This is a genomic window from Sinimarinibacterium arenosum, assembly GCF_005047655.1.
GTDB lineage: Bacteria > Pseudomonadota > Gammaproteobacteria > Nevskiales > Nevskiaceae > Solimonas.
Window position 1 is genome coordinate 14,061 of record NZ_SUKF01000008.1, and the last position, 24,822, is coordinate 38,882.

The 24,822-nt window shown below is 64.5% G+C and carries 24 protein-coding genes; 12 read left to right on the forward strand and 12 right to left on the reverse strand.

Features of this window, described 5'->3' with window-relative positions; genetic code table 11:
- Window positions 1-4: 4 nt before the first annotated feature.
- Window positions 5-2,707 carry a nitrate reductase gene (locus E4T66_RS15885; protein WP_136850052.1) on the forward strand — a complete coding sequence of 901 codons (2,703 nt, stop codon included), beginning with the start codon at window positions 5-7 and terminating at the stop codon, window positions 2,705-2,707.
- A 40-nt stretch (window positions 2,708-2,747) separates the two neighbouring features.
- Here the strand turns inward: E4T66_RS15885 and E4T66_RS21420 are convergent, their stop codons facing one another.
- Window positions 2,748-3,059 (reverse strand): winged helix-turn-helix domain-containing protein, encoded by a 312-nt coding sequence (locus E4T66_RS21420; RefSeq protein ID WP_169577662.1) that lies wholly within the window; start codon window positions 3,057-3,059, stop codon window positions 2,748-2,750.
- A gap of 179 nt (window positions 3,060-3,238) precedes the next feature.
- Here E4T66_RS21420 and mobA point away from each other — a divergent pair, with 179 nt between their 5' ends.
- The 6 genes from mobA to E4T66_RS15920 are packed head-to-tail and all read left to right on the forward strand — an operon-like array spanning window position 3,239 to window position 7,875.
- Window positions 3,239-3,886 carry a molybdenum cofactor guanylyltransferase MobA gene (gene mobA / locus E4T66_RS15895; protein WP_136850054.1) on the forward strand — a complete coding sequence of 216 codons (648 nt, stop codon included), beginning with the start codon at window positions 3,239-3,241 and terminating at the stop codon, window positions 3,884-3,886.
- Window positions 3,880-4,944 (forward strand): GTP 3',8-cyclase MoaA, encoded by a 1,065-nt coding sequence (moaA, locus tag E4T66_RS15900; protein WP_248679756.1) that lies wholly within the window; start codon window positions 3,880-3,882, stop codon window positions 4,942-4,944. Before mobA ends, moaA begins: the two co-directional genes overlap by 7 nt.
- Window positions 4,945-4,946: 2 nt before the next feature.
- Window positions 4,947-5,192 (forward strand): MoaD/ThiS family protein, encoded by a 246-nt coding sequence (locus E4T66_RS15905; protein ID WP_211242978.1) that lies wholly within the window; start codon window positions 4,947-4,949, stop codon window positions 5,190-5,192.
- Between the two features lie 3 nt (window positions 5,193-5,195).
- The gene (locus E4T66_RS15910) at window positions 5,196-5,708 is read left to right on the forward strand and encodes a molybdenum cofactor biosynthesis protein MoaE (protein ID WP_136850055.1); all 513 of its coding nucleotides are present in this window, start codon (window positions 5,196-5,198) and stop codon (window positions 5,706-5,708) included.
- Between the two features lie 2 nt (window positions 5,709-5,710).
- Entirely contained in the window at window positions 5,711-6,637 is a 927-nt protein-coding gene (moaCB, locus tag E4T66_RS15915) for a bifunctional molybdenum cofactor biosynthesis protein MoaC/MoaB (RefSeq protein WP_136850056.1), read from the forward strand.
- Window positions 6,637-7,875: a molybdopterin molybdotransferase MoeA gene (locus E4T66_RS15920; protein ID WP_136850057.1), complete on the forward strand. Its 1,239-nt coding sequence runs from the start codon at window positions 6,637-6,639 to the stop codon at window positions 7,873-7,875. Before moaCB ends, E4T66_RS15920 begins: the two co-directional genes overlap by 1 nt.
- 14 nt (window positions 7,876-7,889) lie before the next feature.
- Here E4T66_RS15920 and E4T66_RS15925 read toward each other — a convergent pair whose 3' ends face one another.
- Window positions 7,890-8,651, reverse strand: a complete 762-nt coding sequence (locus E4T66_RS15925; RefSeq protein WP_136850058.1) for a hypothetical protein — start codon at window positions 8,649-8,651, stop codon at window positions 7,890-7,892.
- Window positions 8,652-8,792: 141 nt separating this feature from the next.
- Window positions 8,793-9,425 (reverse strand): YfaZ family outer membrane protein, encoded by a 633-nt coding sequence (locus E4T66_RS15930; RefSeq protein WP_136850059.1) that lies wholly within the window; start codon window positions 9,423-9,425, stop codon window positions 8,793-8,795.
- 200 nt (window positions 9,426-9,625) lie between these two features.
- Between E4T66_RS15930 and E4T66_RS15935 the strand changes: the two genes are divergently transcribed.
- A complete protein-coding gene (locus E4T66_RS15935) occupies window positions 9,626-10,336 on the forward strand; it encodes an outer membrane beta-barrel protein (protein WP_136850060.1) in 711 nt (236 codons plus the stop codon).
- A gap of 14 nt (window positions 10,337-10,350) precedes the next feature.
- Here the strand turns inward: E4T66_RS15935 and E4T66_RS15940 are convergent, their stop codons facing one another.
- Window positions 10,351-11,049, reverse strand: coding sequence for a type 1 glutamine amidotransferase (locus E4T66_RS15940; protein WP_136850061.1), 699 nt, complete (start codon window positions 11,047-11,049; stop codon window positions 10,351-10,353).
- 48 nt (window positions 11,050-11,097) lie between these two features.
- The gene (gene msrB / locus E4T66_RS15945; protein WP_136850062.1) at window positions 11,098-11,496 is read right to left on the reverse strand and encodes a peptide-methionine (R)-S-oxide reductase MsrB; all 399 of its coding nucleotides are present in this window, start codon (window positions 11,494-11,496) and stop codon (window positions 11,098-11,100) included.
- Between the two features lie 89 nt (window positions 11,497-11,585).
- Between msrB and E4T66_RS15950 the strand changes: the two genes are divergently transcribed.
- Window positions 11,586-12,227 carry a lysoplasmalogenase gene (locus E4T66_RS15950; protein ID WP_136850063.1) on the forward strand — a complete coding sequence of 214 codons (642 nt, stop codon included), beginning with the start codon at window positions 11,586-11,588 and terminating at the stop codon, window positions 12,225-12,227.
- Between the two features lie 11 nt (window positions 12,228-12,238).
- Here the strand turns inward: E4T66_RS15950 and dacB are convergent, their stop codons facing one another.
- A complete protein-coding gene (dacB, locus tag E4T66_RS15955; protein ID WP_136850064.1) occupies window positions 12,239-13,723 on the reverse strand; it encodes a D-alanyl-D-alanine carboxypeptidase/D-alanyl-D-alanine endopeptidase in 1,485 nt (494 codons plus the stop codon).
- A 50-nt stretch (window positions 13,724-13,773) separates the two neighbouring features.
- The gene (locus E4T66_RS15960; protein WP_136850065.1) at window positions 13,774-14,259 is read right to left on the reverse strand and encodes a GAF domain-containing protein; all 486 of its coding nucleotides are present in this window, start codon (window positions 14,257-14,259) and stop codon (window positions 13,774-13,776) included.
- Between the two features lie 216 nt (window positions 14,260-14,475).
- Here E4T66_RS15960 and E4T66_RS15965 point away from each other — a divergent pair, with 216 nt between their 5' ends.
- Window positions 14,476-16,542 carry a M13 family metallopeptidase gene (locus E4T66_RS15965; protein WP_136850066.1) on the forward strand — a complete coding sequence of 689 codons (2,067 nt, stop codon included), beginning with the start codon at window positions 14,476-14,478 and terminating at the stop codon, window positions 16,540-16,542.
- A 64-nt stretch (window positions 16,543-16,606) separates the two neighbouring features.
- On the opposite strand, the gene E4T66_RS15970 is transcribed toward E4T66_RS15965, so the two are convergent.
- The gene (locus E4T66_RS15970) at window positions 16,607-17,092 is read right to left on the reverse strand and encodes a hypothetical protein (RefSeq protein WP_136850067.1); all 486 of its coding nucleotides are present in this window, start codon (window positions 17,090-17,092) and stop codon (window positions 16,607-16,609) included.
- A 210-nt stretch (window positions 17,093-17,302) separates the two neighbouring features.
- On the opposite strand from E4T66_RS15970, the gene E4T66_RS15975 reads away from it, so the two are divergent.
- Entirely contained in the window at window positions 17,303-18,937 is a 1,635-nt protein-coding gene (locus E4T66_RS15975; protein ID WP_136850068.1) for a sensor histidine kinase, read from the forward strand.
- Between the two features lie 14 nt (window positions 18,938-18,951).
- Window positions 18,952-20,121, forward strand: coding sequence for a response regulator (locus E4T66_RS15980; protein ID WP_169577664.1), 1,170 nt, complete (start codon window positions 18,952-18,954; stop codon window positions 20,119-20,121).
- Window positions 20,122-20,383: 262 nt separating this feature from the next.
- Here the strand turns inward: E4T66_RS15980 and E4T66_RS15985 are convergent, their stop codons facing one another.
- The 4 genes from E4T66_RS15985 to E4T66_RS16000 form a co-directional block, all read right to left on the reverse strand.
- Window positions 20,384-22,498, reverse strand: a complete 2,115-nt coding sequence (locus tag E4T66_RS15985) for a beta-propeller domain-containing protein (RefSeq protein WP_136850070.1) — start codon at window positions 22,496-22,498, stop codon at window positions 20,384-20,386.
- A gap of 233 nt (window positions 22,499-22,731) precedes the next feature.
- Window positions 22,732-23,067 (reverse strand): MGMT family protein, encoded by a 336-nt coding sequence (locus E4T66_RS15990; RefSeq protein WP_136850071.1) that lies wholly within the window; start codon window positions 23,065-23,067, stop codon window positions 22,732-22,734.
- Window positions 23,068-23,104: 37 nt separating this feature from the next.
- Window positions 23,105-23,494, reverse strand: coding sequence for a hypothetical protein (locus E4T66_RS15995; RefSeq protein WP_136850072.1), 390 nt, complete (start codon window positions 23,492-23,494; stop codon window positions 23,105-23,107).
- Window positions 23,495-23,665: 171 nt separating this feature from the next.
- Window positions 23,666-24,559 (reverse strand): PhzF family phenazine biosynthesis protein, encoded by an 894-nt coding sequence (locus tag E4T66_RS16000; protein ID WP_136850073.1) that lies wholly within the window; start codon window positions 24,557-24,559, stop codon window positions 23,666-23,668.
- Window positions 24,560-24,822: the final 263 nt, after the last annotated feature.

The window sequence follows — 24,822 nt, forward strand, 5'->3', positions numbered from 1 at the left end:
AATCATGAGCACCGGTGCTGGCGTCAACACCACATGCCCCTACTGCGGCACCGGCTGCGGCGTCACCGCGCGGGTGACGACCGCCGGGGTGGAGGTCGCGGGCGACACCACGCATCCGGCCAATCTGGGCAGGCTCTGTGTCAAAGGGTCTGCGCTGGGTGAAACCGTCGTTGACGAAGGCCGTCTGCTGTATCCGGCACTGCGTGATCGCAACAGTCCGAATCCTCCGCAACGCGTGAGCTGGGAGACCGCACTGGACACCGTCGCCGATGGCTTCGCGCGGATCATGCGCGAGCACGGCCCTGAGTCCGTTGCATGGTACGTCTCCGGCCAGCTGCTCACCGAGGATTACTACGTTGCCAACAAGCTGGTGAAGGGCTTTGTTGGCAGCGCCAATATCGACACCAATTCGCGGTTGTGCATGTCGTCGGCCGTTGCCGGCCACAAGCGCGCGTTCGGTGAAGATATCGTGCCGGTATCGTACGAAGACCTGGAGGACGCCGAACTGATCGTGCTGGTCGGCTCCAACACCGCATGGTGTCATCCGGTGCTGTATCAGCGCATTCTCAAAGCCAAGGCGCGCCGCCCGTCATTGCAGATCGTCGTGATCGATCCGCGACGCACCGCGACCGTGGAGCTGGCCGATCTGCATGTGCCGCTGCGCGCTGGCAGCGACGTGTGGCTGTTCAATGGTCTGCTGACATTTCTCGAGCGCAGCGGTGCGACCGATGCCGGATTCGTCAGCGAACACACCCGCGGCGTCGCTGACGCCCTGGCGGCGGCCGACATCGAACTCGAAACCGTCGCCCAGCAGTGTGGCGTCGACAGCGACACGCTCACCGCGTTCTATCGTCTGTTCGCCCGCACCGAGAAGGTCATCACCTGCTTCTCGATGGGGGTCAATCAATCGTCGGCCGGGACCGACAAGGTCAACAGCATCATCAACTGCCACCTGCTGACCGGCCGCATTGGCAAGCCGGGAATGGGGCCGTTTTCGCTGACCGGACAACCCAACGCAATGGGCGGTCGCGAAGTCGGCGGTCTCGCCAACATGCTGGCCGCGCACATGGATCTGGAGAACCCGGATCATCGCGCTCTGGTGCAGACGTTCTGGAACAGCCCGCGCATCGCCGAAAAGCCGGGCCTGAAAGCTGTCGAGTTGTTCGAAGCCATCGAGCAGGGCCGCATCAAAGCCGTCTGGATCATGGCGACCAATCCGGTTGTCAGTCTGCCCGACGCGGATCAGATCAAGCGCGCGTTGCAGCGCTGCGAAATGGTCGTGGTGTCTGACGTCATTGCCAACACCGATACCACGCCGTTTGCCGACGTGCTGTTGCCGGCGCATGCCTGGGGCGAGAAAGACGGCACGGTGACGAACTCCGAGCGCTGCATTTCGCGACAGCGCCCCTTCGTCCCGGTCGCCGGTGAGGCGCGCCCGGACTGGTGGGCGCTCAGCGAAGTGGCACGACGCTGGGGCTACGGCGAACAGTTCGCCTACACCAGCGCGCACGAGATCTTTGACGAGCACGCACGACTGACCGCCTGCGGCAACGGCGACGACGCGGCATCAGACCACTCATGCGCGCGCTACCTGAATCTGTCCGGCCTGACCGGACTCGATCGCCAGGCCTTCGACGCGATGAAGCCACGGCGCTGGCCGGTCGTCCAAGGTGACGCCGACACCAATCTTCGCGTCTTTTCTGACGGCCGCTACTACCACTCGGACCGGCGCGCCCGTCTGGTACCGACGCCGCCCCGCCTGCCGGCACATGCAACGGCCAATGAATTTCCACTGGTGCTGAACACCGGCCGCGTGCGCGATCACTGGCATACGATGACGCGGACCGGCCTGGCTCCACGTCTGGCCTCGCATACCCACGAACCCTATGTCGATATCCATCCGCTGGATGCGGCCGAAGCCTTGCTCAAAGTGGATGAACTGGCGCGCGTGACCACACGCTGGGGCAGTCTGGTCGCGCGGGTACGCTGCAGCGGCGAAGTACAGCAGGGCACGATCTTCGTCCCGATCCACTGGAACGAACAATTTGCATCCAACGCGCGGGTCGGTGCGCTGGTCAACCCGGTGGTCGACCCGGTCTCCGGCGAACCGGAATTCAAGCACACGCCGGTTCGCGTGGAGCCGTTCCGCGTGGACTGGCACGGCTTCGTACTCAGCCGTGGACGTCTGCCGATGGAAGGGGTGACCTGGTGGACGCGCGCCGCCGGCGCGCAGTTCGCGCGCTACGAAGTCGCGGGTCGCCAGAAGGTCGACAACTGGCCGGCACTGGCGCGTAGCGCCCTCGGCGTCCCGGACGGCGCAGACTGGATCGAGTACATCGATACCGCATCCGGGGTCTACCGCGCCGCCTACGTGATCGAAGATCGTGTCGAAGCCTGTCTGTTCGTCTCCTCGCGTCCGGACCTGCCATCGCGAGCCTGGCTGTCGAGCCTGTTTCAGAAACCGAAAATCGACAATCTCGACCGGCTCGGCCTGTTGGTAGGCGAGCCGCTGGACAGCAGTGCGGACACCGGGCCGACGATCTGCTCCTGCTTCGGTGTCGGCCGCAACACCATCACCAACGCAATCGAGCAAGGCGGCTGCAACAGCGTCGAAGCCTTGGGCGCCAAGCTGCGTTGCGGGACCAACTGCGGCAGCTGCATCCCCGAGTTGCAGAAACTGCTGGTCGCACCGACGGCGACTGCCTGAGCCCTGTGACGCTCCGTCCCGCGTTGCAGCGGCTCGCGGGTCAGCCGATCAGTTCGGCCAGACGTGCATTGAGTTTGAGCAGATACGCCGCGTGCCGTTTCTCACTGGCGCGGAAGGCCTTGATCAGCTTCAGGCCGGCTTCGGTGACAACCGCGCCGCCACCAGCACGCCCACCGGCAAGCCGGGTCACCAGGACCTTGCCGGTGCGCTTGTTCATGGCGTCAACCGCGTTCCACGCGGCGCGATAACTCATGCCCATGCGCAGCGCGGCCTGACGGATCGAACCGGTTTCGGCGATGGTCTCCAGCAACTCGATGCGGCCTGGGCCGACCAGACTCTCGTCGTCAGCCATGAGCCAGAGATGGGAACGCACTGAAAGTTTTGGTTTGGCCATGAGCGTCCAAATTGATGACAAGCGGTGCGATCTCCGCCGCAACAGCTGCGCGTCCGCACCCGCATCATAGCCCGGCCCTGCGCCGTGGGGCATGGGCGTTATGTATACTCGGGAATAACGTTGTCCTGCCACCCCCCATGCACAAGACCTCTTCCCAGCACCCGCTCAGCAGCGCCGCCGTGGCGCCGGAGCAGCGTGTGAGCCCGTGTGGAAATGGAACGGTGACGGGCGTGATTCTCGCCGGTGGCCAGGGTGCCCGCATGGGCGGTCGCGACAAGGGGCTGATCGAGTACAAGGGCCGCCCGCTGGTTGAGCATCAGCTTGAACTGCTGCGTCCGCAGGTCGGCGCGCTGATGATCAGCGCCAATCGCAACCTCGACCGCTACGCCGTTTATGGTGTTCCGGTGGTCAGCGATGCGACGCCGGATTTTCGCGGCCCGCTGGCCGGCATGCTGGCCGCGTTGAGGGCCGCCCGGACACCCTGGGTAGTATGCGTGGCATGCGATACACTCGGCCTGCCGGGAACGCTGGTCGAATGCCTGCTCGACTCGGCCAAGGAGGAGAACAGCAGCGCGGCCTATGTTGCCGACGCCAGTGGGGCGCAGTACACCGTCTGCGCGCTGCACACCACTTTGGCCGATCCGCTGGATGACGCACTACGTCACGGCCGCCGTGCGGTTCGCGAGTTTCTTGGCGCGCAGCGCGCGGCGCGCAGCCTGCTCGCAGGGACGCAGCTGCACAATCTGAATTCACTCCTGCCCGCGACGGAGACCCCTTCGTGCTGAACACGCTGAACGCACCCGCCACCCCCAGCGCCGCTGTGTCGGCGCCGGGGGTGCGTGCGCGTTCGCCGTCGGATGCGGTGTCGGGTTTGTCGGATGCGCGCGGGCGGGTCAAACGCAAGCTGCGCCTGTCGCTGACCGATCGCTGCAACCTGCGCTGCGTCTACTGCATGCCGGACACGCCGAAGTGGCTGCCGAAGGCGCAGATCCTGCGGCAGGACGAGATCATTCGTCTGGCCCGACTGTTCGTCGAAGAACTCGGCATCACCGACATCCGCCTGACCGGCGGCGAGCCGCTGCTGCGCGCCGACGTCGTGGATATCGTCGCGGCACTCGACACCTTGCGCCCACTGGGCCTGGAACGCATCGCGATGACCAGCAACGGCGGGCGTCTGCCGCGCGTTGCCAACGCCTTGCGCGCCGCCGGGCTCGACGACATCAACATCAGCCTCGATGCGCGCACACCGGAGACCTTCACACGCCTGACTGGCGGCGGCAGTGTCGAGCCGGTGCTGGAGGGGATCGCGGCGGCGCGTGACGCCGGGCTGCCGGTCAAGATCAACAGCGTCGTGATCCGCGATCACAACGAACACGAAGTGCTGCCGTTGCTGCGCTGGGCGATGGAAGCGGACATGACCCTGCGCTTCATCGAGTTCATGCCCTTGGATGGTCGAGGCTACTGGAATGCCGACCGTGTGTTCACGCAGGACGAGATCGTGGCGGCACTGCGTCAGCACCACCGGATCGATGCACTGCCGGAAACCGACGATCCCGCACGCTATTTCAGCGTCGACGGCAATCATCGCTTCGGCATCATCTCCACGATTTCAAAACCGTTCTGCCGTCGCTGCGATCGCGTGCGGATGTCATCGACCGGCACGCTGTATTCCTGCCTGTTCTCGGCCGCCGGTGAAGACCTGCGGGCGCCGATGCGGGCAGGTGCCGACGATCAGGCCCTGGCGCGGCAGATTCGCGGACACGTCTGGCACAAGGAAGCGGGCTACGCCGAGCGGCCGGGTTACGTCGAACGACCGATCACGATGCATGTGTTGGGAGGCTGAGGGTGCAGATTCAAGTCTTGTGTTATGGCGCGACACGCCGCCACGTCGACGGCGATGTCATCGAACTGGCGCTGGCCGAACCGGCGACAGTCGCCGATGCGCTGAGCGCGCTGTCGTCCGTCAGCACCGAACTCGCTGAGCTGCTGAAGCAATGTGCCGTGGCGATCGGCGACGAGCTGGTCCGCCGCAATCATCCGCTGCATGCCGGCGACGCGCTGGCACTGTTACCGCCGGTAGCCGGAGGCTGAGTCATGGACTTCAATCGAATTCAAACCACACCGCTGTCACTGGACGCGCTGCTGGCCGGCACGGAATCTCCTGAGTGCGGCGCGCTGACAGTGTTTTCGGGCACGGTCCGCGATCACCACGAAGGCCGCAGCGTGCTGCGTTTGAAATACACCTCGCACGTACCGCTGGCCGAACGCATGATTCGCGAGATCGAACGGGCCACCTGTGCGAAGTTCGATGTGCCGCTGTGCCGTGTTGTGCACCGCATCGGCGAACTCGGGATCGGCGAATCCGCGATCCTGGCCATTGTCCGATCCGGGCACCGTGCAGAGGCCTTTGCCGCACTCAAGTATCTGGTCGATCAGGTCAAGCATCGCGTGCCCATCTGGAAAGAAGAGTTCTACGCCGACGGCAGCAGCGCCTTCGTGACAGGCTGCTGCATCGCCGATGATGCCGATGACGCGTCACACGCCGGCGACCACGATCACGCTCATCACCACCACGCGGCGCACACGCACGCGCACACCGAGGCCTGAGCATGCGCGATATCACGCTCAAACCCAGCACGCTGCGCAGCGCGCGTGCGACCGGTTTTGTAACCTTGCCGGAAGACACGGTGGCACTGGTCCGCGCCCGTGGCGTGACCAAGGGCGACGTTGCTGAAGCCGCGAAGCTGGCGGGGCTGATGGCGATCAAGCGCACCCCTGACCTGCTGCCGCACTGCCACCCGCTGGCCGTGCTCGATGCCGACATTGAAGTCGCCGTCGAAGACAACGGCATTCGCATCGAAGCACGCGTGCGCACGATCGCGTCGACCGGTGTGGAGATGGAGGCACTGACGGCGGTCTCCGTCGCGGCACTGACGATCTACGACATGCTCAAGCCGCATGCGCCTCCGGAGGCGCTGTCGATCGGCGACATTCATCTGCTCGAAAAGCGCGGCGGCAAGACGCAGTATCGGCGCCAGCTTGCCGGCCTGCGCGCCGCAGTGCTGGTGCTGTCCGACACCGTGGCGGCCGGCAGGAAGCCGGACACCGCGGGCGCGAGCGTGCGTGACAGCCTCGCCGACGCCGGCTTCGATATCGGCGTGTACGAAGTACTCGCCGACGACCCCGATACGCTGCGCATGCGCGTGCAGCAGTTGCTGGCCGACAAGCTCGACTGCGTCATCACCGTGGGCGGAACCGGACTGGGGCCGCGTGACATCACTGTCGATGTGATCGAGCCAATGCTCACCACACCCCTGCCTGGCTTCATGGAAGCCGCGCGTGCATTTGGCCAGCAACGCACGCCGTACGCGATGTTGTCGCGCGGCGTCGCCGGCCTCGCCGGCACCACCTTCGTTGCGACCTTTCCGGGCAGCCGTCGCGGTGCCGAGGAAACCCTGGCTGCGGTGCTGCCAGGCCTGGTGCATCTGCTCGAAGTCTGCCGCACCGTACGACCGCATGAGGGTGGATACACCTGATGCTGCCGGAACATTCCTGTGGCGGCGGCAATATCGCGATCGATGCCGCGCTGGCCGTGCTGGACCAGCATCTGCAGCCGCTGGAAGCGGTCACCACACCATTGTCAGCTGCGCTGCATCGCGTGACCGCGGCGACGCTGACCGCACAGTGTGATCTGCCGCCGTTCGATCAGTCCGCCGTCGATGGCTACGCGGTGCGGACTGCAGACCTTGCGACGATTCCATGCCGCCTACCGTTGGCCGCGACGATCGCCGCCGGACCGCTGGCCGCGGCACCGCTGCTGCCCGAGCGCCAGGCCTGCCGCATTTTCACCGGCGGCATGCTGCCGCAGGGCACCGACACCATCGTGCGCCAGGAGCTGACCGAGCGCGACGGCGACAACGTGGTGATCTGCGCCGCTGTCGGCGCCGGCATCGACCTGCGCCGCCGCGGCGAAGAATTGCGTTACGGCACGCCGGTGGTTGCTGCGGGCAAGCGCCTGCATGCCGGTCTGGTTGGTGCACTGGCCGCTGCCGGCATTGCCGAAGTCAAAGTGCGCCGCAGTCCGCGCATCCGCGTATTGATCACTGGCGACGAGCTCGTCAGTGCCGGGTCCGATGCCGGGCGCGGCGAGATTTTCGATTCCAACGGTCCGCTGGTCGCGGCGTGGTTTGCCGCCGCCGGCTACCACGACGTGCATCTGCGTCGCGTGCCGGACGAACAGGCTGCGGTGACCTCGGCACTGGCCGAGGCTTTCGACAACGCCGATCTGGTGGTCAGCACCGGCGGCGTGTCCGTCGGCGACCGCGACCTGCTCCCGGGAACCGCAGAAGCGCTCGGTGCGCAGCGCCTGTTCTGGAAGGTGTCGCAGAAACCGGGCAAACCCTTGTACTCCGCACAGCGCGGGCGTTGCCTGTTTCTCGGTCTGCCCGGCAATCCGGGTGCGGTGCTGATCAATCTGGCCGTGTTTGTACGTCGCGCGCTCGATCGGCTGGAAGGGCTGGACGCACCCGGCCCGCAGCGCGCGGTCGGTCGCCTCGGGGACCGTGCGCGCTGCGATGCGCACCGTGATACCTGGCTGCGCGTTCGCCGCAGTGTCGACGCCGAAGGGCGTGTCCTGCTGCTGCCCCTCGGCCGTCAGGCCTCACACATGATCAGCAATCTGGCGCAGGCCGATACTCTGGCCCTGCTGCCAGCGCGTGCAAACGACTGGGCGCCCGGTGAAGCGGTCGAGTGGTTGCCGCTGAGCGGCTTCTGAACACTCACCGCAGCTCAATCCCACGGGTCCGGTGCGAAACGGCCCGGGAACGGCTCCGGCAAGCGTGAGGCCCAGCCGCGAGACCGCGGAATGATGCCGTGCGCCTGCAGATTGCGCACAGAGTCGTAGTAGATCGTCAGTACTTCCGCCGGACGCTTCGACGCGCGTTCAAACTCGACGTAGTCAGCTGACGAACGTGCACTGCGGCCGTGGCCGGTGCCGAGCTGTGGTTCCGCACGCTTGGACTGCACGCTCGGGCCACGCGCATCGTCGCGCTCACGCTGGATCTGCGGCACACGCCGATCGTCGTCGTAACGGTACACGCGGCGTTCGCGAAACAGTGCCACCCCAATCGCGCCGACGTTGTCCGGACGACGGGTTCGCGCCGCGTAGGAATCGTCGAGGTCGGTGAAGTAGAAGCGCGCGACGCGCGACAGGCTCTTGCGCCAGCCCTCGATATCCACGCGATCGCGGCGATCGATCACATAACCGCTTTGTCCAGCTGAGGCGGTCTGCCCGGTGATGACGTTGACGCCATCCACGCTGGTCACTGCCATGATGCGTTCGTTGCTGCGATTGCGGATACGAATCTCGTATTCGCGTCCCGGGTCCCCGGCAAGGTACCAGCGACCATCGTGACGATACATCGGCAACGCCTGACCACTGTGACGATCGATGATGTCGATGTCGGCAAGACGGCCGACATCTGGGTTGGAGCTGGCGCCGGCAAGGGCAGGCAGCATCAAGAGCAGCAAGGCAACGATACGGGATTTCATGTTGGTTTCTCCGGTGTCTCTGGCTTCAGTTGTAACGCCGCGATGCTTGCTGTGGGGTTAACTGAACGCGCGGTTCAGCCAACGAAAAAGGCCCCGAAGATCGGGGCCTTGATCGCAGCTGAATGAGCGCCGGTAACCGCGTCAGAAATACAGGCGCACACCCAATCGAACATCATCGAACTGGAACTCGACATTCGAATCCTGGCCTTCGAGATTGGTCAGGCGGTAATCGGCAAACAGGCCCAGCTGCGGGTTGATCTGCACCGCACCACCGACCAGGAATTCATAGCCCTCGATATCCTCTGAATCGTCCTGCAGGAACAGGTAGCCGGCTTCGCCGTAGACCTGGATTCCCGGCGCAAGGTCGCCTGCCAGTCGACCATGCACGCCAACACCATCAGCTTCGCCATCGTTGTTGTCGCCGAGCTGGATGTTGGTGTACTCGGCGTAAATGCCTGAGGTGGTCGGCATGAACCAGCCAGCACCGAGCCGATATTGATCGGCGTCCAGATCGAAATCGTCATAGCGCACAGTCTGATATTCACCGACAAAACCCAGGGTGTCGGCAAAGCGGAACAGTCCCTTCACACCAAACCCATCGCCGCTGTCATCGGCCGACCCGAAGTTGGGAACATCAATCGAAAGATCGGACGACGGAATGTAGTACGCGTCCAGCGTCCCGACATTGGATTGTGCAAACGCCAGCGTCGGCATCGCGACCACAGTGGCCAGTGCCGTCATCGTCAGCAATGCTCGGCTCTTCGTTTTTTTCATGACTCATTCTCCGATGGGTGCCCACTCCCGGGCAGGTCCGGATATTAGGAATGAATTGGCTGTCTTTCAGCTGAACACAGCCCCAGGCTTGACCCGTGCCAATCATGCGTCAATAGTGCGGATAAGCCGGACGACAGAGCCGGCCACCGTGCATTGCGCGGCATCGATACCACACAAAAAAGCATTCAAGGGAGATTCAAATGAAGGCATTGCTGCAAGCGTGGGTTCTGGCCGCTCTGGCCCTCTCGAACCCTGCGTGGGCGCAGACGCAAACGCCATCCGATCCTGTTGGCGGCTATCTCGAAGGAGGCCTTTCAGCGGCGCACTTCGAAATCGAAACATCGGATAACACCACCATCGAACTCGACGACGGCGCCGGCTTCAATCTGCTTGGCGGTATCCGCTTCGCACCGGGCCTGATGCTGAATGTGGCGTACACCCAGACCGATCATAGCGGCGGCGAAGTGCACCAGCCCGGCTCCGCCGATTCAAGTTTCGGCTACGACGTCTCGCTGCAGGAACTGCGGGCCGGGCTGTTCTATGCGCCCCCGCATACACGGGTGTTCGGCTTTCGTGCCGGCGCCGGCTACGAAAAGATCACGTTCGATCTCGACTTCGGCGATTACGATGCCGACGGCGTCTTCGGAGAAGGCGCGCTGCTGATCAAGGCCGGTCGCATTGCCACTTTCGATCTCTCCGGGGCCTTGATGGTGCTGGACGGCGACGGTGCCGATGAAATCGGCGGCGCGGAATTCCGCAGCGGTGTGCGCTTCCATGTCGGCGCCGTTGATCTGGGCCTAGCCTATCGCGTACTCGCACTGCACTTTGAATACGACGACGGCTCGGACGAAGACGATCTCTATGAGGAGCTGCGACTCACCATCGGCACGCGCTGGGGTTATCCGGGATAGAACCCCGGAATCGATCAGCCCGCCGCCGCTGCCGCGAGCCAACGCGCCAGCAGCCGATGCATCAGGCGGTTGCCGGCGGCGAAGCGATCAATGTCGGCCATCGCGACATCCGGGTCTTGTACATAGCGCCCCGGCGCGGGGCGTTCGATCCAGAACATGCGACGCGCGTCGGCGGCTGTCACTTCCAGATGAAACTGCAGGCCGATCACCTGGTCGCCCAGCGAAAAGGCTTGGTGCGCACAGGCTTCGCTGCGCATCAGATGTTGCGCGCCGTCCGGTATCGCAAACGTATCGCCGTGCCAGTGGAAAGCCGAAAAGCGCTCAGGAAAGTCGGCCAGCATGGCGCTGTCGTGCGCCTGTGGCATCAGCATCACCTCGAACCAGCCGATCTCGGTTTCGGCATTGCGCGTGACCGCAGCACCAAGCGACGCGGCAATCAGCTGTGCGCCCAGACAGATGCCGAGCACCGGCTTGCCCTGCGCGATGGCAGCTGCGATTGCGGCTTTTTCGCCGGACAGCCACGGGTGCACATCGACCTCGTCGACATTCATGGGTCCGCCCATGACGATCAACGCGTCAATGTCAGCGAGCGCCGGCGGCGTCTCACCGGCATAGCTGCGGGTCACCGAAAGGGTGTGCCCGTGTGCAAGCAGATACGGTGCGATGCACCCGAGATCTTCGAACGGCACATGCTGAAACCAGTGGATGCGCACGCAGGGACTCCAGAAATTCTGACCAGACGCTGATCGACGATGCCGGAATCACCCGGCGCGCGGCTTGAACATCAACGCAGCGGAATTGATGCAATAGCGCAGGCCCGTAGGTTTCGGTCCGTCTGGAAAAACGTGCCCGAGATGCGCATCGCAGCGTGCGCAGACGACCTCGACCCGGCGCATGCCGTGGCTGCTGTCCTCGCGCGATTCCACCGCGCTGTTTGTTGCCGGATCAAAGAAGCTCGGCCAGCCGGTACCGGACTCGAACTTGGTCGCAGAATCGAACAGCGGCAGGTCGCAACAAACGCAGTGGAACACACCATCGCGATGATCGTCCCACAGCGCGCCGGTGAACGCGCATTCAGTTCCCCCGTGCCGCGTCACCTGGTACTGCTCGGGAGTCAACAGCGCCCGCCATTCGGCATCGGTCTTGATGATCTTGTCCATTGTCAGACTTCCTGCGGCTATTGGTGTATCACTTCGACTATCTTACGCACACTCCAATTCGCATACGCCGTACACCGGGGGATGTCTTGATGATTTCAGTGCTCAGTGTTGGCGCAGCCTTGTCTGCGCTGGCCGCCATTGCCGTTGCGGAACGCAATCCGCGTCCACCGATCTTCATGCTGCTGAAACCACTGACCACAGTGCTGATCATCGCGATCGCCTTGCAGGCGCCGGACAGCACCTACCGCAGCTGGATCGTCGCCGGTCTGGTGCTGTCATTGTGCGGCGATGTGAGTCTGATGTTCGAAGGCACGGCGGCATTCATCGGGGGCCTGTCGAGCTTTCTGATCGCCCACGCGCTGTTCATGTGGGCTTTCATTGCCGACCTGCCAAACCTGCCGGTGCCCGTGTGGACGGCTGTATTCGCGGTTTACGGCCTCGCCTTCGCCTTCGTGCTGATGCCGCGCGCCGGAGCGCTCAAGCTTCCGGTACTGGTCTATGGTCTGGCGCTGATCGGCATGGCCGTCACCGCATCGACGCGCTACGTCGCGCTGGAAACCAGTGCCAGCCTGCTTGCGGTGATCGGCGCAGGGCTGTTCCTGATTTCCGACTCGGCCCTCGGTGTCCGCAAGTTCGTCGGTGGCTACCGCGGCGCGCAGGCCTTGATCCTGTCGACCTACTGGACCGCGATCGGCCTGATTGCCGGCTCGTGCCTCGCGCCTGCTGTCTGACCCTGACGCACTCAGTAGCGCTCGAGCAGAGTGTCGATATCGTCGCGGATCGCAGCGAGCGTGCTGGACATCGGGACCCCTTTGCCCGGCGCGCCGTTCGCCAGCGCGGCAAAGGCAATCCAGCCACCCTCACGCTTGCGTAGATAGCCCGCGGTGCCGAAGACCGAGCGCGGTTCGCTGAGCGTGCCGGTCTTCAGCGCCACCCGATCCTGCCAGGCCTCGCTGCCGCTACGGATGAATTTGTGCGGGGCTTCACCTGGCACCACCAGCCCGGCATAAAACGCCGGAAACTTACGGCTGTCGTGATACTGATAGTGGAGAACCGCCACCAGATCCTTGGCCGAAAGCTTGTTCTCCGGGGTCAGACCGCTGCCACTGAGCAGCACCGGTGGCGTATCCCCGTCGTAGCCCACCTCGGCGCGCGCACGCATCACCAGATCGACCAGCGTTCGTGCCGCATTGGCCAGCGAGGTCACCGGCTCGGGCGTGCGTTCCGCCGCCATCGCCACGGTCAAGACGTCGGAGATGTAGTTGTTGGAGTACCGCAGTAGCCGCCCGATCTGTTCGCGCAGCGGCAGACTTTCGGTGCTCCCCAGCGTGTACGCGTTCGCCGGCATCGCGTCGTAGCTGACGCTGACCGCACCATCCACTTGAACGCCGAGTTCGTCCAGCACCTGCCGCAGCAGCAATCCGGCGCCCAGTGCCGGATCGGACATTGAGCGATAGAAACGTCGTTCCGAACCCAGCGGCAGATCACCACCCATGGCCAGGGATTCGTTGCCGCCAAGCGTGACGCGATCCAGCCACATGCCCTTGCTGCGACCCTTGCCGCGCGCCTCGACCGAGCCGTCCAGCGGGATCGGCACATCGACCGCGGCACAGCTGCGCACCTGTGCCGGCGCATTGGCCTTGATCGGCAACACGTCGACGCACCACGTCCCGTAGTCGACGCCGAACGCGGCCAGCGGAGCGTCGTAGGCGGTGTGGCTGCGCGCCAGCGCATCGCAACGATCCTTGGTCTCGCAGGTCAGTGGCCCGAAGGCGCTGGCGTTGACCACCAGCCCGCCGTTGATCTTGCGCACGCCGGCCTGCTTAATCTGCGCGGCCAGATACCACAACGACTGGTGATCGAAGGTGGCGTCACCCTCGCTGTAGACAACCAGATCGCCATACAGCTGGCCGTGCTCGATCGGTCCGGTGCCCATCGCGCGTGTGGAAAACGTCTTGTCCACATCCCAGGTGCCGAGCGCTGCCGATGCCAGCACGATCTTGGTCAGCGAGGCCGGCGTCAGGCGTTGATCCGCGTTCAGCGCCTGCAACGTCTTGCCGCTGTCGAGATCAACCGCAATCGCGGTGACATCCGCGCCGCGCTGATCGTGCAGCGCCTGCAGATGCGACCAGTCGGCGAAAGCGCCGGTACAAACCCACAGTGCCGACGCAGCAACCCATCGCGTCAAATGACTGCGTTTTCCGCTGTCAAAACAAAATCGGCTCATAGGTCAGTTTCTACTCCGCTTGATCGTGAATCGCCATGGGCAATGCGGTCTCAGCCGAGACTCGCGACCCAGATCGCAGCGAGGTGTTCGAGGCCATGGCGATCATCGTCGTCGAATCGGCCCACCTGCGGGCTGTCGAGATCCAGCACGCCGATCAGCTGATGGTCGCGCACTAATGGCACCACCAGTTCGGCGTTCGATGCCGGGTCACAGGCGATATGACCGTCAAAGTCATGCACATTCCGGACGACCTGTGTTTCACGTGTGGCCGCAGCCGTACCGCAGACGCCCTGATTGAGACCGATGCGAATACAGGCCGGCTTGCCCTGGAACGGGCCCAGCACCAGCTCATGGCCGTCGTAGAAATAGAATCCGGCCCAATTGATCTGCGGCAGGCTGTGCCAGAGCAGCGCAGCCAGATTGGCAGCGTTGGCAATGCGATCACGTTCGCCCTTGAACAAGGCTTCGGCCTGCAGCGCCAGCTCAGCATAGGCCTGCGTCTTGTTGGCGGCGGAAACGGCTTGAAGTTCGAACACGACGGGTGCCCTCAGAAGGTATCCAAGGCCAGTATAAATGCCGCCCGCGACAGCCGGATTGTGATTAATGATCGATTATAGAGATTTAATTGATCATTAATAAACTATTCCGCAATAGAAATAGCCGCATTTGAGGAATGTTCCGGTGTTTTGGCGGTCAATGCCTGACTAAGCTGCACTGTCATTTTTCAGTATCCGAACCGGATAGGACCGTCCATGCGAACCATTGCCTCCGCGGCGCTGTGTGCCGTCGCGCTTGTTGCCTGCGGCAAGCCCGCCGCCCCGACCGAATCCCCCAAGACTGTCGCCGATGCCGCGCCGACCGCGGCCAAACCGATCTCCGGCATCGACAAGACCCAATTCGACCCCAGCGTGCGGGCGCAGGACGACTTCTATCGTCACGTCAACGGCACCTGGATGAAGAGCCATCCGGTGCCCGCCGAGAAGTCCAACTACGGCTCGTTCACCAAACTGGCCGATGATGCCGAAGCCCAGCTGAAGCAGATCATCGAGACCGCAGCAGCCAAGACCGACAAGCAGCCCGGCTCAGACGAACAGAAAGTCGGCGACTACTACACCGCGTTCATGAATGAGGCCCGCGCCGACGAACTCGGCCTGAAGCCGTTGCAAAGCGAGCTGGCCGGGATCGACGCCCTCGACGACAAGGCAGCGCTGGCGTCGCTGATGGCGCACCTGTCACGCATCGGCGTCAACGTGATTCCAGGCTTCATCGATACCGATGCCAAGGACTCCTCGCAGTACATGGTGTATCTGTTCCAGGGCGGCACCGGGCTGCCTGATCGTGACTACTACCTCGACCCCAGCGACGAGTTCGCACAGATTCGCGCCAAGTACCAGAGCCATATCGGCAGCATGCTGAGCCTTACCGGCGTCGACGACGCCGAAGCCCAGGCGGCGGCGATCATGAAGCTGGAAACCCGATTGGCCGAGAAGCAGTGGGACAAGGTCGACTCGCGCGACGCCGACAAGACCTACAACAAATACGCCTTCGCGGATCTGCCCAAGCTGATGCCGGACTTTGACTGGCCGGCGTTCATCGACGGCATGGGTATCGGCAAGTCGCCCGGCCTGGTGATCAGCCAGCCGAGCTTCTTCGAAGCCTTTGACGGCATTCTCAAGGACACCGATCTGGGCACGATCAAGGCTTGGCTGAAGTGGCAGCTGGTCAGCAGCTACGCGCCGTTTCTGTCCAAGCCGTTCGTTGACGAAAACTTCGCGTTCTACGGCACCACGCTCAACGGCATCACCGAACTGAAGCCGCGCTGGAAGCGCGGTGTCGACGCCACCGAGGGCGCACTGGGCGAGGTGCTCGGACGCATCTACGTCAGCGAACACTTCCCGCCAGAAGCCAAGGCGCGCATGGGCGTGCTGGTGCAGAACCTGGTGAAAGCCTACGAGGCCAGCATCAAGGACCTCGACTGGATGAGCGACGAAACCAAGACCAAGGCCCTGGAAAAGCTCGCCAAGTTCACGCCAAAAATCGGCTACCCGGACAAGTGGAAGGATTATTCCGCGCTGAGCGTGACGGCCGATGATCTGGTCGGCAACGTGATGCGCTCGAACCAGGTCGAGCACGCGCGTGAGGCGGCCAAGCTCGGCGGTCCGATCGATCGCAACGAGTGGCACATGACGCCGCAAACGGTCAACGCCTACTACAACCCCGGCATGAACGAAATCGTGTTCCCGGCCGCGATCCTGCAGCCGCCGTTCTTCGACATGAATGCCGACGACGCGGTGAACTACGGTGGCATCGGCGCGGTGATCGGCCACGAGATCGGCCACGGCTTCGACGACCAGGGCTCCAAGTACGACGGCGACGGCAATCTGAAGTCGTGGTGGACCGACGAAGATCGCAAGCGCTTCGAGGAGCGTACCAAAGCCCTGATCGCACAATACGACGGCTACGAGGCGCTGCCGGGCGAGCACGTCAACGGCGCCTTCACGATCGGCGAGAACATCGGCGACCTCGGCGGCCTGTCGATTGCCTACACGGCGTATCACATGCAGCTCGGCGGCAAGGAAGCTCCGGTGATCGACGATCTGACCGGCGACCAGCGCCTGTTCATGGGCTGGGCCCAGGTGTGGCGGCGCAACTACAAGGACGAGAACCTGCTGCAGCGCCTGAAATCCGATCCGCATTCGCCTTCCGAATTCCGCTGCAACGGCATCGTGCGTAACCTGCCGGGGTGGTACGCAGCGTTCGACGTCAAGGAAAGCGACAAGCTGTACCTGCCGCCGGATCAGCGCGTGAAGATCTGGTAAGCGCGGAGTTTCGATATGAAAAAGGCCGGGGCATGCCCCGGCCTTTTTACGTCAACTCAAATTTTTATGCCGCAGCGAGCGGCCGTGCTTCGCGCGATTCGAGGCGTGTGAGCAGGGATTTCAGTACCGCCCAATAGCGTTCGGGCTGCTGCACCAGTGCGGCGTAGTCGGACAGCGACTCCCGTAGCGAGGGGTCGCCGTTGATGCGATCACCCAGCGACAAGGCCAATGCCTGCAGCACCAGCGGTTGCTGTTCTTCGACGGCTGCAATCTCCGCCAGCGCCGGCGCCAGCAGATGGCGGCGCCGGCTCCGCACGCGCAGTCGCCTGAGCACCGTCCCCAGATAGCCGCCGGCAGCGCCCGCGCAGAGTCCAAAGACCGACAGCGCGAAGTTGTCCGGCTCGTTCACATAGGGGATCAAGCCGATTCCCACACCGACCAGCGAAATCAGGGTGTCCATCTCTCGAAAGTGGATCGGATCGGCGTCGGCATAGGCCTTGGTCGAGGTCAGACGTGACTGCGTGCGCAGCGCGAGATGGTACGGATGCATGGCAAAGCACCGGCGGGGGACGTTGGCGCATTCAAGCAGCTCGGCCGGGTCCCGGATCGGAGTCGATGACCGACGATCATTCCGACCGGACCAGTGGCAGCTCCGGCCCGGTCGCACGGGCGCGATGTCCCTCAAGAATGCCGGCGCCGGCGCCGATCCGTTCACACGGGCCGGCCTTTCGGTCGGTAGCCCCGTGTCCGGACCGACTGCATGCCTCGAATCGACCTGAAACCAGCACCCGAGAAAACCGCCACCCGGCTGCCGCCGTCGCGGCCGATCGCCGTGGGCGTCGTGCTGGTAGTGGCGCTGCTGCTGGCCGGTGCCTGGGTCACGGCGCGCAGCTACGTCGACCTGCACCGCATGGTCGCCAACGAGCTGCAGCTGCGCGATCTCGGCGGACGCCTGCTGTATCTGCGCGAACAGCTGGGCACTTCCGCCCGGCTCGCTGCTGAAACCGGCGATCCGCAATGGTCGACGCGCTACCACGACGTTCGCCCGCAGCTCGACGCTGCCCTGCGCGAACTGGTGTCGCTGGCACCGCATGCTTCGGTTTCGGCGTCACCGACCTGGGCCGACAGCGCAGCGCTGGCCGCAACCGAGGATCGCGCTTTCGCCGCGCTGCGTCAGGGTCAGCGCGAATCCGCGCTTGCCCTGCTGTCCGATGCCGACTACCTGTCACGCCAGCAGCAGTATGTAGACGGGCTGGACGCCCTGGGCCACGCGGTGCTGGAGGAAGCCCAGGCGCGGCTGGCGATGCAACGCTACCGGGTGCTGGCCGTGGCCCTGCTCGGGTTGACCTTGCTGGCGGCGCTGGCAGCGGCCTGGGCCTGGATCTCGGGACTGGTGCAGCAGTACGTCAACGCGATCCACGCCGCTGAATCGGCGCTGGAGCAGACCAACCGCAGCCTGGAAAGCCGCGTCCGCGAGCGCACCGCGGAACTGTCGACGCTGAACCAGCATCTGCGCGACGAGATGGAGCGCCGTTCCAAAATCGAGCTGGAACTGCGACAGGCACAGAAGCTCGAAGCGATCGGTCGCCTCGCCGCCGGTGTCGCGCACGAGATCAACACACCGGTGCAGTTCGTCAGCGACAGCTGCCATTTTTTGCGTGACGGCGTCACCGATGCACTGGCTGTGCTGCAGGATCAGCGCAGCGCGCTCGACGCGCTGGTGGACGGCCAGCGCAGTGTTGACGAAGTCAGCACCAGCCTGCATCGGAGCTGGAGTGCGCATGGCATCGACCTGCTGGCCGAGCAACTGCCGCAGGCCAGCACGATGGCGCTCGAAGGTCTCGATCGCATCGCGCACATCGTGCGCTCGATGAAGGAGTTCTCGCATCCGGGCAGTGCGCGCACCGCCATTGATCTCAATCGCGCCATTGGCAACACGCTGACGATCGCACGCAACGCCTATCGCTACGTCGCCGATGTACACACCGATCTGGCCGAGCTGCCGCCGCTGTCGTGCTTCCCCGGCGCGCTCAATCAGGCCTTGCTGAATCTGATCGTCAATGCCGCACAGGCGATCGGCGAAGCCGTCGCCGGCAGCCAGCGCCGCGGTCGCATCGACATCCGCACCCGCCGCGACGGCGAGTCCGTGGTGATCGAAATCCAGGACGACGGCGTCGGCATGACGGACGCCGTGCGCGAACGCATCTTCGAACCGTTCTTCACCACCAAGGCGATCGGCCAGGGCAGCGGCCAGGGCCTGGCCATCACCCGCGCCGTCATCGTCGACCAGCACAGCGGCCAGATTTCAGTGCGCGCGGCAGCCGGCGGCGGCAGCGTCTTTGTGGTGCGCCTGCCGCTGAACGCAACCGAAACGCCGCAACCCGCAACTGCATGAATCAGGAGTCCGCCATGTCCGGGCAACAAGTCGCAACGATCCTCTGCGTCGACGACGAGCCACACGTGCTGTCGAGCCTCAAGCTGCACCTGCAGCGAAGCTACCGGGTCCTGACCGCAACCTCGGGCGCCGACGGCGTCCGCCTGCTGCGCGCACATCCGGAAATCGCGGTGGTGATGTCGGACATGCGCATGCCCGGCATGGACGGCGCCACCTTCCTGCACGCGGCGCGGTCACTGGCCCCCGATACGCCACGCCTGTTGCTGACCGGCCACGCCGACATCGATTCCGCCGTCGCCGCCGTCAACGACGGACAGATTTTCCGCTTCCTGCTCAAACCCTGCCCCCCCGCAACGGTGGCCGCGGCATTCGCGGCGGCGCTGCGTCAGCGGCAACTGATCGACACCGAACGCGCGTTGCTGGAACAAACCCTCACCGGCGCGATCCGCACACTCAGCGACGTGCTGGCGATGGCCCGTCCGGCCGCGTTCGGCAGCTCGGTGCGGATCAAGCAGCTGGCGCTGGAGCTGGCGGCGCGGCTGCGTCCCGGTCCGTGGTGGGCGCTGGAGGTGGCGGCGATGCTGCTGCCGCTGGGCAGCGTCGCTTTGCCGACCGAAGTCGCCGACCGCCTGCACGACGGGCACGCCCCCAACGCCGCCGAACGCGAGATGCTGGATCGCCTGCCGGGGATCACCGAAAACATGCTGGCGGCGATTCCACGGCTGGAACCGGTGCGCGCGATGCTGGCCGGAGTCGCCGGCAAACCGTCGGGTCATGCCGAAGTCGCCGCACTGGCGGACGACGAGACGATCCGCCTGGGCGTCGCGATCCTGCGCGTCGCACTGGATTTTGATGCCCTGGATCTTCAGGGCATTCCGGTCAACGCGGCGCGCGCCTCACTGCATGCGCTGCCGGGGCGCTACAACGCGGATGTGCTGGCGGCGCTGGATGTGGTCCGGGCCGATACCCAATCCCACGGCGGTGTCCGTGAAGTGTCACCTTCCGCGCTGCGCGTGGGCATGGTCATCGCCAGCGACGTGCGTCTGGTCAGCGGGGTACTGCTGGTCGCGCGCGGATTCACCGTGACGCCGGGGCTGATCGAACACATCCGCAACCTGCGCAGCGGCGCACTGGCCGATCCGTTCCGGGTCTATCTGGAAGCGCCGGCTGACGCCGAGGCCTGAGCACCGGCGCTCAATCCAATACCGGTGCGCTGCTCTGCGGCTGCCAGCGGTAGCGCGCCAGATCGATGCGTCCATCCACATTCGGGACACCTTCGTCCGCCAGACGCTGCAGCTGCCCATCGGGAGACAGCGTCCCTGCAGAATTCCGTATTTTCTCCAGCCAGCATAAGGTTGGACATCGCGAACGGGGTAACGACCACTTTGCCCAATCACTGCTCTCCACATCCGCCGACTCCAGAATCGGCGCTCTCGCAGAGCATCTTTACGGTGAAGTGGCCGTATCCAGAACACAGCACTGCGGAGGGTCGTACGGCAACGCACGGCTAGCCAGCGTGACGTCCGGCTGCAGCGCATCGCTGGCGATCAGTCCGACAGCGGAGATGGTGTACAGATAAGTGCCGGCGTCGTCCTGCATGAACACACTACGGCGCGGCTGCGCCGCATAGACCGGGTCGCCGCAGAGCATCGGCGACGTACCGGACGACGAGCCCATACACATGTCGTTCTGCGCCGTCAGCGCAGCATGATCAATGCGGCCGGTTTCCTGCAGCGGCGTGCCCGTGCCAGGCTCGACGCGTACGACTAGAAATCCGGCGAAATCGCTGCCATCGGAGCCACCGTAAGCCTGCAAAGGAACCGCCAGCGTGCCCGGAGTCGCAGCGGACGGCTGGTCGGCGAAATAATTGAACGCGTGCGGATCGTATTCAGCGGGGCTGTAGCTGTAACTGCCATCGCCTGCTGCCGGCGTGATCACCGAAAGCTGGCGGATGTGTTCAAGGTTGGACACATCAAACAACTGCAGTGCGACTTCGCCGGTCAGCTGCTGGTCATCGCCGGCACGTCCGATTGTAAGCAGATAGTTGTCGCCCAGCGGCATCAGATAGCTGGAAAAGCCCGGCAGCTTGAGCGTATCGGCGACACGCGGTCCGGCCGGATCGGACAGATCCAGGGCAAACAGCGGATCGATGCGCTGGTACGTCACCACGTAGCCGCGGTCGCCGACGAAACGCGCACCCTGAATGGTCTCGCCGGGCGCCAAATCACGCAGCTGCCCGATCACCGGCATGCGTTCGGCGGCGCCGGCGTCCAACACCGTGACGTGATTGCGGGTTCCGCCATCACGATCACTCTGCGTCGTCGCCATGCGCAGCATTCCCTGATACTCGGACATCTGATAGGCGTTGTTCAGCGAGCCGTCGACCAGCGCCAGCGCCTGATAGGCGGCCGGCCCACTTGCCGGCAGCGCCAGACGGTACACCACCGTCTGATCAACCTGCTGCGGATCGAAAAACCAGCCGAAGCTGGACTGCGCGAGATACAGGTTGGCGGCCGAGGCGTACACCTGGTAGGCGTTGTTGACCACCCCTGCCGCAGCATGATCGGAACCGTCGGTGTCGAAGCTATCGATGACCGCGAGGCCCAGGGCAGTCGTGACGTCGGGATGCGAGATCGCTGCACAGGACAGCCAAGACTGCTGCTGCGCGCCCCCAGCGAACTGCTCGCGGACCCGCGGCAGGAAATCATTGGGCTCAGCGGCGTCGACGCGCCGGCCGATTTCACTGCGCACCTCGGACTTGACCGCCGCCACCGTGCCGTCGTCGCCCCTGGCGATGGCATCGAAATAATTCTGGCGCAATCGCGCCAGCTCGTCGGCACCGTCGTAGAACCATGCCGGCAGCGGTACGTCAAAGCGGCTGACGCGGTGAATTCGCGAGCCAATGCGGCGAGTCTGCAGGCTGTAGCCGTCGACGGAAACGCGTGCGGTTTCGGTTGGCGGGGCCTGCGGATCGTGCACATCGAGCATTACTGCGACCGCCTGTGCGCCGCCGTCATCGTAGCGGGCGCCCAGCACAACCAGGCGGCCTGCAGCTTCATCGAGATAGAAGTCGTCGGCGTGGAACGCCGGATCGTCAGCCGCCAGATCGACCGAGATGACGGGACGCTGTTCGAGCCCTTGCGGTGGAAACGCCGCCAGCGCATGCAGTTGGTGGTCGGAAAGAATGTACAACCGGCCGGCGTTATCGGCACGGACCACATCAGCCTCGTCAACACCGGATTCCTGCGCGTTGGTCGCGGACACGCGTTGCGGAGACGGCGGTGGCGTCATTTCGGATGCGGTGTCGGCCGAGTCGGCCGCGAATACCGGGCACGGCCCGTCAGCAAAGCAGTAATAGCGCGTGAGATATTGCTCGGTCAGCGCATCGGTGGTGTAGACAAGAAAATCGCTGCAGTCCGCCGCGAATGTCTTCAGAGCGAGCTTGGCCAGCGGGGTCGATACGGTGTCCTGCGATATCGGAGCCGGCGATCCACCGCCACCACAGGCACTCAACAATCCCGCTGCCGTCAGCACAATGAGCCGCCGCATGTCGTTGCGCATCCGTATGCTCCGTCGTGACCGGGGGCCAGTATAAATTCGCCGATGGCGTCGTGGACGTCTGCGGCAAAGGTCGGGCCCTCAAACCGAAGACCGCATCCGGCGGCTTTCGAGTTCGACGCGGCGAATCCGGCGCATCGCTGCCCCTCCTGCATAGTCGGCGTCACCGTGCAGCCATCGGCTGATTCGATATGCACTGCGCGCGCTCCGCACACCGCCACGTGATCCAGCTGGGTTCAGTCCAGCACCGGTGCGCTGCTCTGCGGCTGCCAGCGGTAGCGCGCCAGATCGATGCGTCCATCCACATTCGGGACACCTTCGTCCGCCAGACGCTGCAGCTGCTGGCGGTACGCGGGGCCCTCAGGATCGAACGACGGCCGCCCCTGGGCATTGATCACGCGATGCCAGGGCAGATCATGCCCGGTAGGCAGATGGCTCAGGGCATATCCCGCAAGGCGCGGACGTTTGGGGAATCCTGCCTGCGCGGCCACCTGACCGTAGGTCGCCACGCGCCCACGCGGAATACGGCGGACAACGGCCAGAATCAGCACGCAGTCGTCGTCGCGGCTCATCCGCAAATCCCGCCACGATGGCGGGCACGCACTGCGCTCAGGCGGCGACGGACAACAGATTGAACGACGGATCGCCGCTGCGGTTGCGGGCGCTCCAGTCCAGCCGCCAGGCGTTGGCTTCGAGCCGCCCGATCCAGGCCTGCGCCAGAGCGTCGGCATAGCCGCGACCGAAGTGCGACGGCGTGCGACAGTCGTCGACCCAGACCATGCAGTGGTTGTCCGAGCCGGCGCACAGTCGCAGCAGATAGTCGCCATTCTCGGCGCGGCTGACGAACAGCCCGCAGATGGCATCGCCGCTGGCGGACGGTGCCGCACGGGTCAGCAGAAAACTCGCCAGCAAGGTCTCGTTGCCGGCAATCCATTCGCGCATCGCCAGATGCGAGGTCGCGGTGGGGAGGGTCGGGGACAGCGCAGGGATCGTGTTCATGCTCTGGTTGTCGGTCGCGCAGCGCTCGGTCTGAGCAGGTAATTGTCCGCATCGAATGTAGGAAAATTACCTTTTGCGCGTAGGACATTATTTGGGTCCGGACATCCGCCGGCAAGTATTCAGGCTCGATTTCCTAGCGGATAGCCGCTCGCAAACCACGCCGGAACACCGTCAGACCGTCAACAGGCCGTCGGCGACGCGCACGGCAAAGCCGCCGACACGCACAGCGGTGACCACCGATCCGGCCCGCTCCGCCGCCACGTGCAGCTGACTCGGCCGTCCCATTTCCAGGCCCTGATGAATCATCCACTGCAGGCGCCCTTCGACAATCGGCGAATCCGTTGCCAGCGCGCCGGCCAGGGCCGCCGCCGCAGAGCCGGTGGCCGGGTCCTCGGCCACGCCCAGCGCCGGCGCGAACATGCGTGCGCGCAGTTCGCCTTCATAACCGCGCGCATACACATACAGCTCCTGCGCCCACTGGCCGGCCAGGGCGTTGCGCCAGGCCGTGACGTCAAGATCGATCGCCGCCAGCACTTCCGGAGCGCGCACCGGTACCAGCACGAACGGCAGCCCGCAGGACACCGCGCGCGGGCGCTCGTCATTGCTGCCCAGATCTTCGACCGACAGGCCCAGGATCTGCGCCAGCACGGCGTCCGGCGGCGCCGGCGCGAATTCAGGCAGCTGCGCCGCAGTCAGCTCGGCATAGGCCGGGCGACCCAGCGCACGTCGCACCCGCACCGGCACCGGGCCGATGCCTTCCTCGAGCACGAAGCGCTCGTCCTCGCCCTGCGGGGCAAAGCCTAGCTCGGACAGCAGGCAGGCGCTGCCGATGGTGGGGTGGCCGGCGAAGGCCATTTCGCGGGCCGGCGTGAAAATGCGCAGCCGCGACAACGCGTTCTCGATCGTCGGAGTCTGGATGAACACCGTCTCCGACAGATTGAATTCGCGCGCGATCTGCTGCATCTGCGCCGTGTTGAGCACGTCGGCGTCGAGCACGACCGCAAGGGGATTGCCGGTGAATGCCTGCTCGGTAAACACGTCGAGCATGTAGTAGCGCAGCTGCATGGATCTTCTTTCACGGAAGGACTCGGACCCCGGATTGTGCGCGTGCGCGCGGCGAACGCAAGTCTCCGTGACCAATAATCGCGATATTTTCTGTCATCGTCGTCGATCTGCGCACATCTTTTGTTAGCATGGCGCCTCTGGTCGGTGATCTGATCCGCCCCACAAGGCCGCGAGCTGCAGATCATCCGGCGCCGTCCGTGCACACCCCCGCCGTGACCGTCCGCAGCGCCCGCGCTGCCCAGAACGTTCACCGGCGTCTCAGG

What these genes read in the sequence shown, in the direction of transcription:
- E4T66_RS15935 (WP_136850060.1), top strand. Translation starts at nt 9,626, where the DNA reads ATGAAGGCATTGCTGCAAGCGTGGGTTCTGGCCGCTCTGGCCCTCTCG.
- E4T66_RS15965 (WP_136850066.1), top strand. Translation starts at nt 14,476, where the DNA reads ATGCGAACCATTGCCTCCGCGGCGCTGTGTGCCGTCGCGCTTGTTGCC.
- moaCB (WP_136850056.1), top strand. Translation starts at nt 5,711, where the DNA reads ATGCGCGATATCACGCTCAAACCCAGCACGCTGCGCAGCGCGCGTGCG.
- E4T66_RS15925 (WP_136850058.1), bottom strand. Translation starts at nt 8,651, where the DNA reads ATGAAATCCCGTATCGTTGCCTTGCTGCTCTTGATGCTGCCTGCCCTT.
- E4T66_RS15985 (WP_136850070.1), bottom strand. Translation starts at nt 22,498, where the DNA reads ATGCGCAACGACATGCGGCGGCTCATTGTGCTGACGGCAGCGGGATTG.
- E4T66_RS15990 (WP_136850071.1), bottom strand. Translation starts at nt 23,067, where the DNA reads ATGAGCCGCGACGACGACTGCGTGCTGATTCTGGCCGTTGTCCGCCGT.
- mobA (WP_136850054.1), top strand. Translation starts at nt 3,239, where the DNA reads ATGCACAAGACCTCTTCCCAGCACCCGCTCAGCAGCGCCGCCGTGGCG.
- E4T66_RS15995 (WP_136850072.1), bottom strand. Translation starts at nt 23,494, where the DNA reads ATGAACACGATCCCTGCGCTGTCCCCGACCCTCCCCACCGCGACCTCG.
- msrB (WP_136850062.1), bottom strand. Translation starts at nt 11,496, where the DNA reads ATGGACAAGATCATCAAGACCGATGCCGAATGGCGGGCGCTGTTGACT.
- E4T66_RS16000 (WP_136850073.1), bottom strand. Translation starts at nt 24,559, where the DNA reads ATGCAGCTGCGCTACTACATGCTCGACGTGTTTACCGAGCAGGCATTC.
- E4T66_RS15980 (WP_169577664.1), top strand. Translation starts at nt 18,952, where the DNA reads ATGTCCGGGCAACAAGTCGCAACGATCCTCTGCGTCGACGACGAGCCA.
- E4T66_RS15970 (WP_136850067.1), bottom strand. Translation starts at nt 17,092, where the DNA reads ATGCATCCGTACCATCTCGCGCTGCGCACGCAGTCACGTCTGACCTCG.
- dacB (WP_136850064.1), bottom strand. Translation starts at nt 13,723, where the DNA reads ATGAGCCGATTTTGTTTTGACAGCGGAAAACGCAGTCATTTGACGCGA.
- E4T66_RS15950 (WP_136850063.1), top strand. Translation starts at nt 11,586, where the DNA reads ATGATTTCAGTGCTCAGTGTTGGCGCAGCCTTGTCTGCGCTGGCCGCC.
- E4T66_RS15910 (WP_136850055.1), top strand. Translation starts at nt 5,196, where the DNA reads ATGGACTTCAATCGAATTCAAACCACACCGCTGTCACTGGACGCGCTG.
- E4T66_RS21420 (WP_169577662.1), bottom strand. Translation starts at nt 3,059, where the DNA reads ATGGCTGACGACGAGAGTCTGGTCGGCCCAGGCCGCATCGAGTTGCTG.
- E4T66_RS15885 (WP_136850052.1), top strand. Translation starts at nt 5, where the DNA reads ATGAGCACCGGTGCTGGCGTCAACACCACATGCCCCTACTGCGGCACC.
- E4T66_RS15975 (WP_136850068.1), top strand. Translation starts at nt 17,303, where the DNA reads ATGCCTCGAATCGACCTGAAACCAGCACCCGAGAAAACCGCCACCCGG.
- E4T66_RS15920 (WP_136850057.1), top strand. Translation starts at nt 6,637, where the DNA reads ATGCTGCCGGAACATTCCTGTGGCGGCGGCAATATCGCGATCGATGCC.
- E4T66_RS15930 (WP_136850059.1), bottom strand. Translation starts at nt 9,425, where the DNA reads ATGAAAAAAACGAAGAGCCGAGCATTGCTGACGATGACGGCACTGGCC.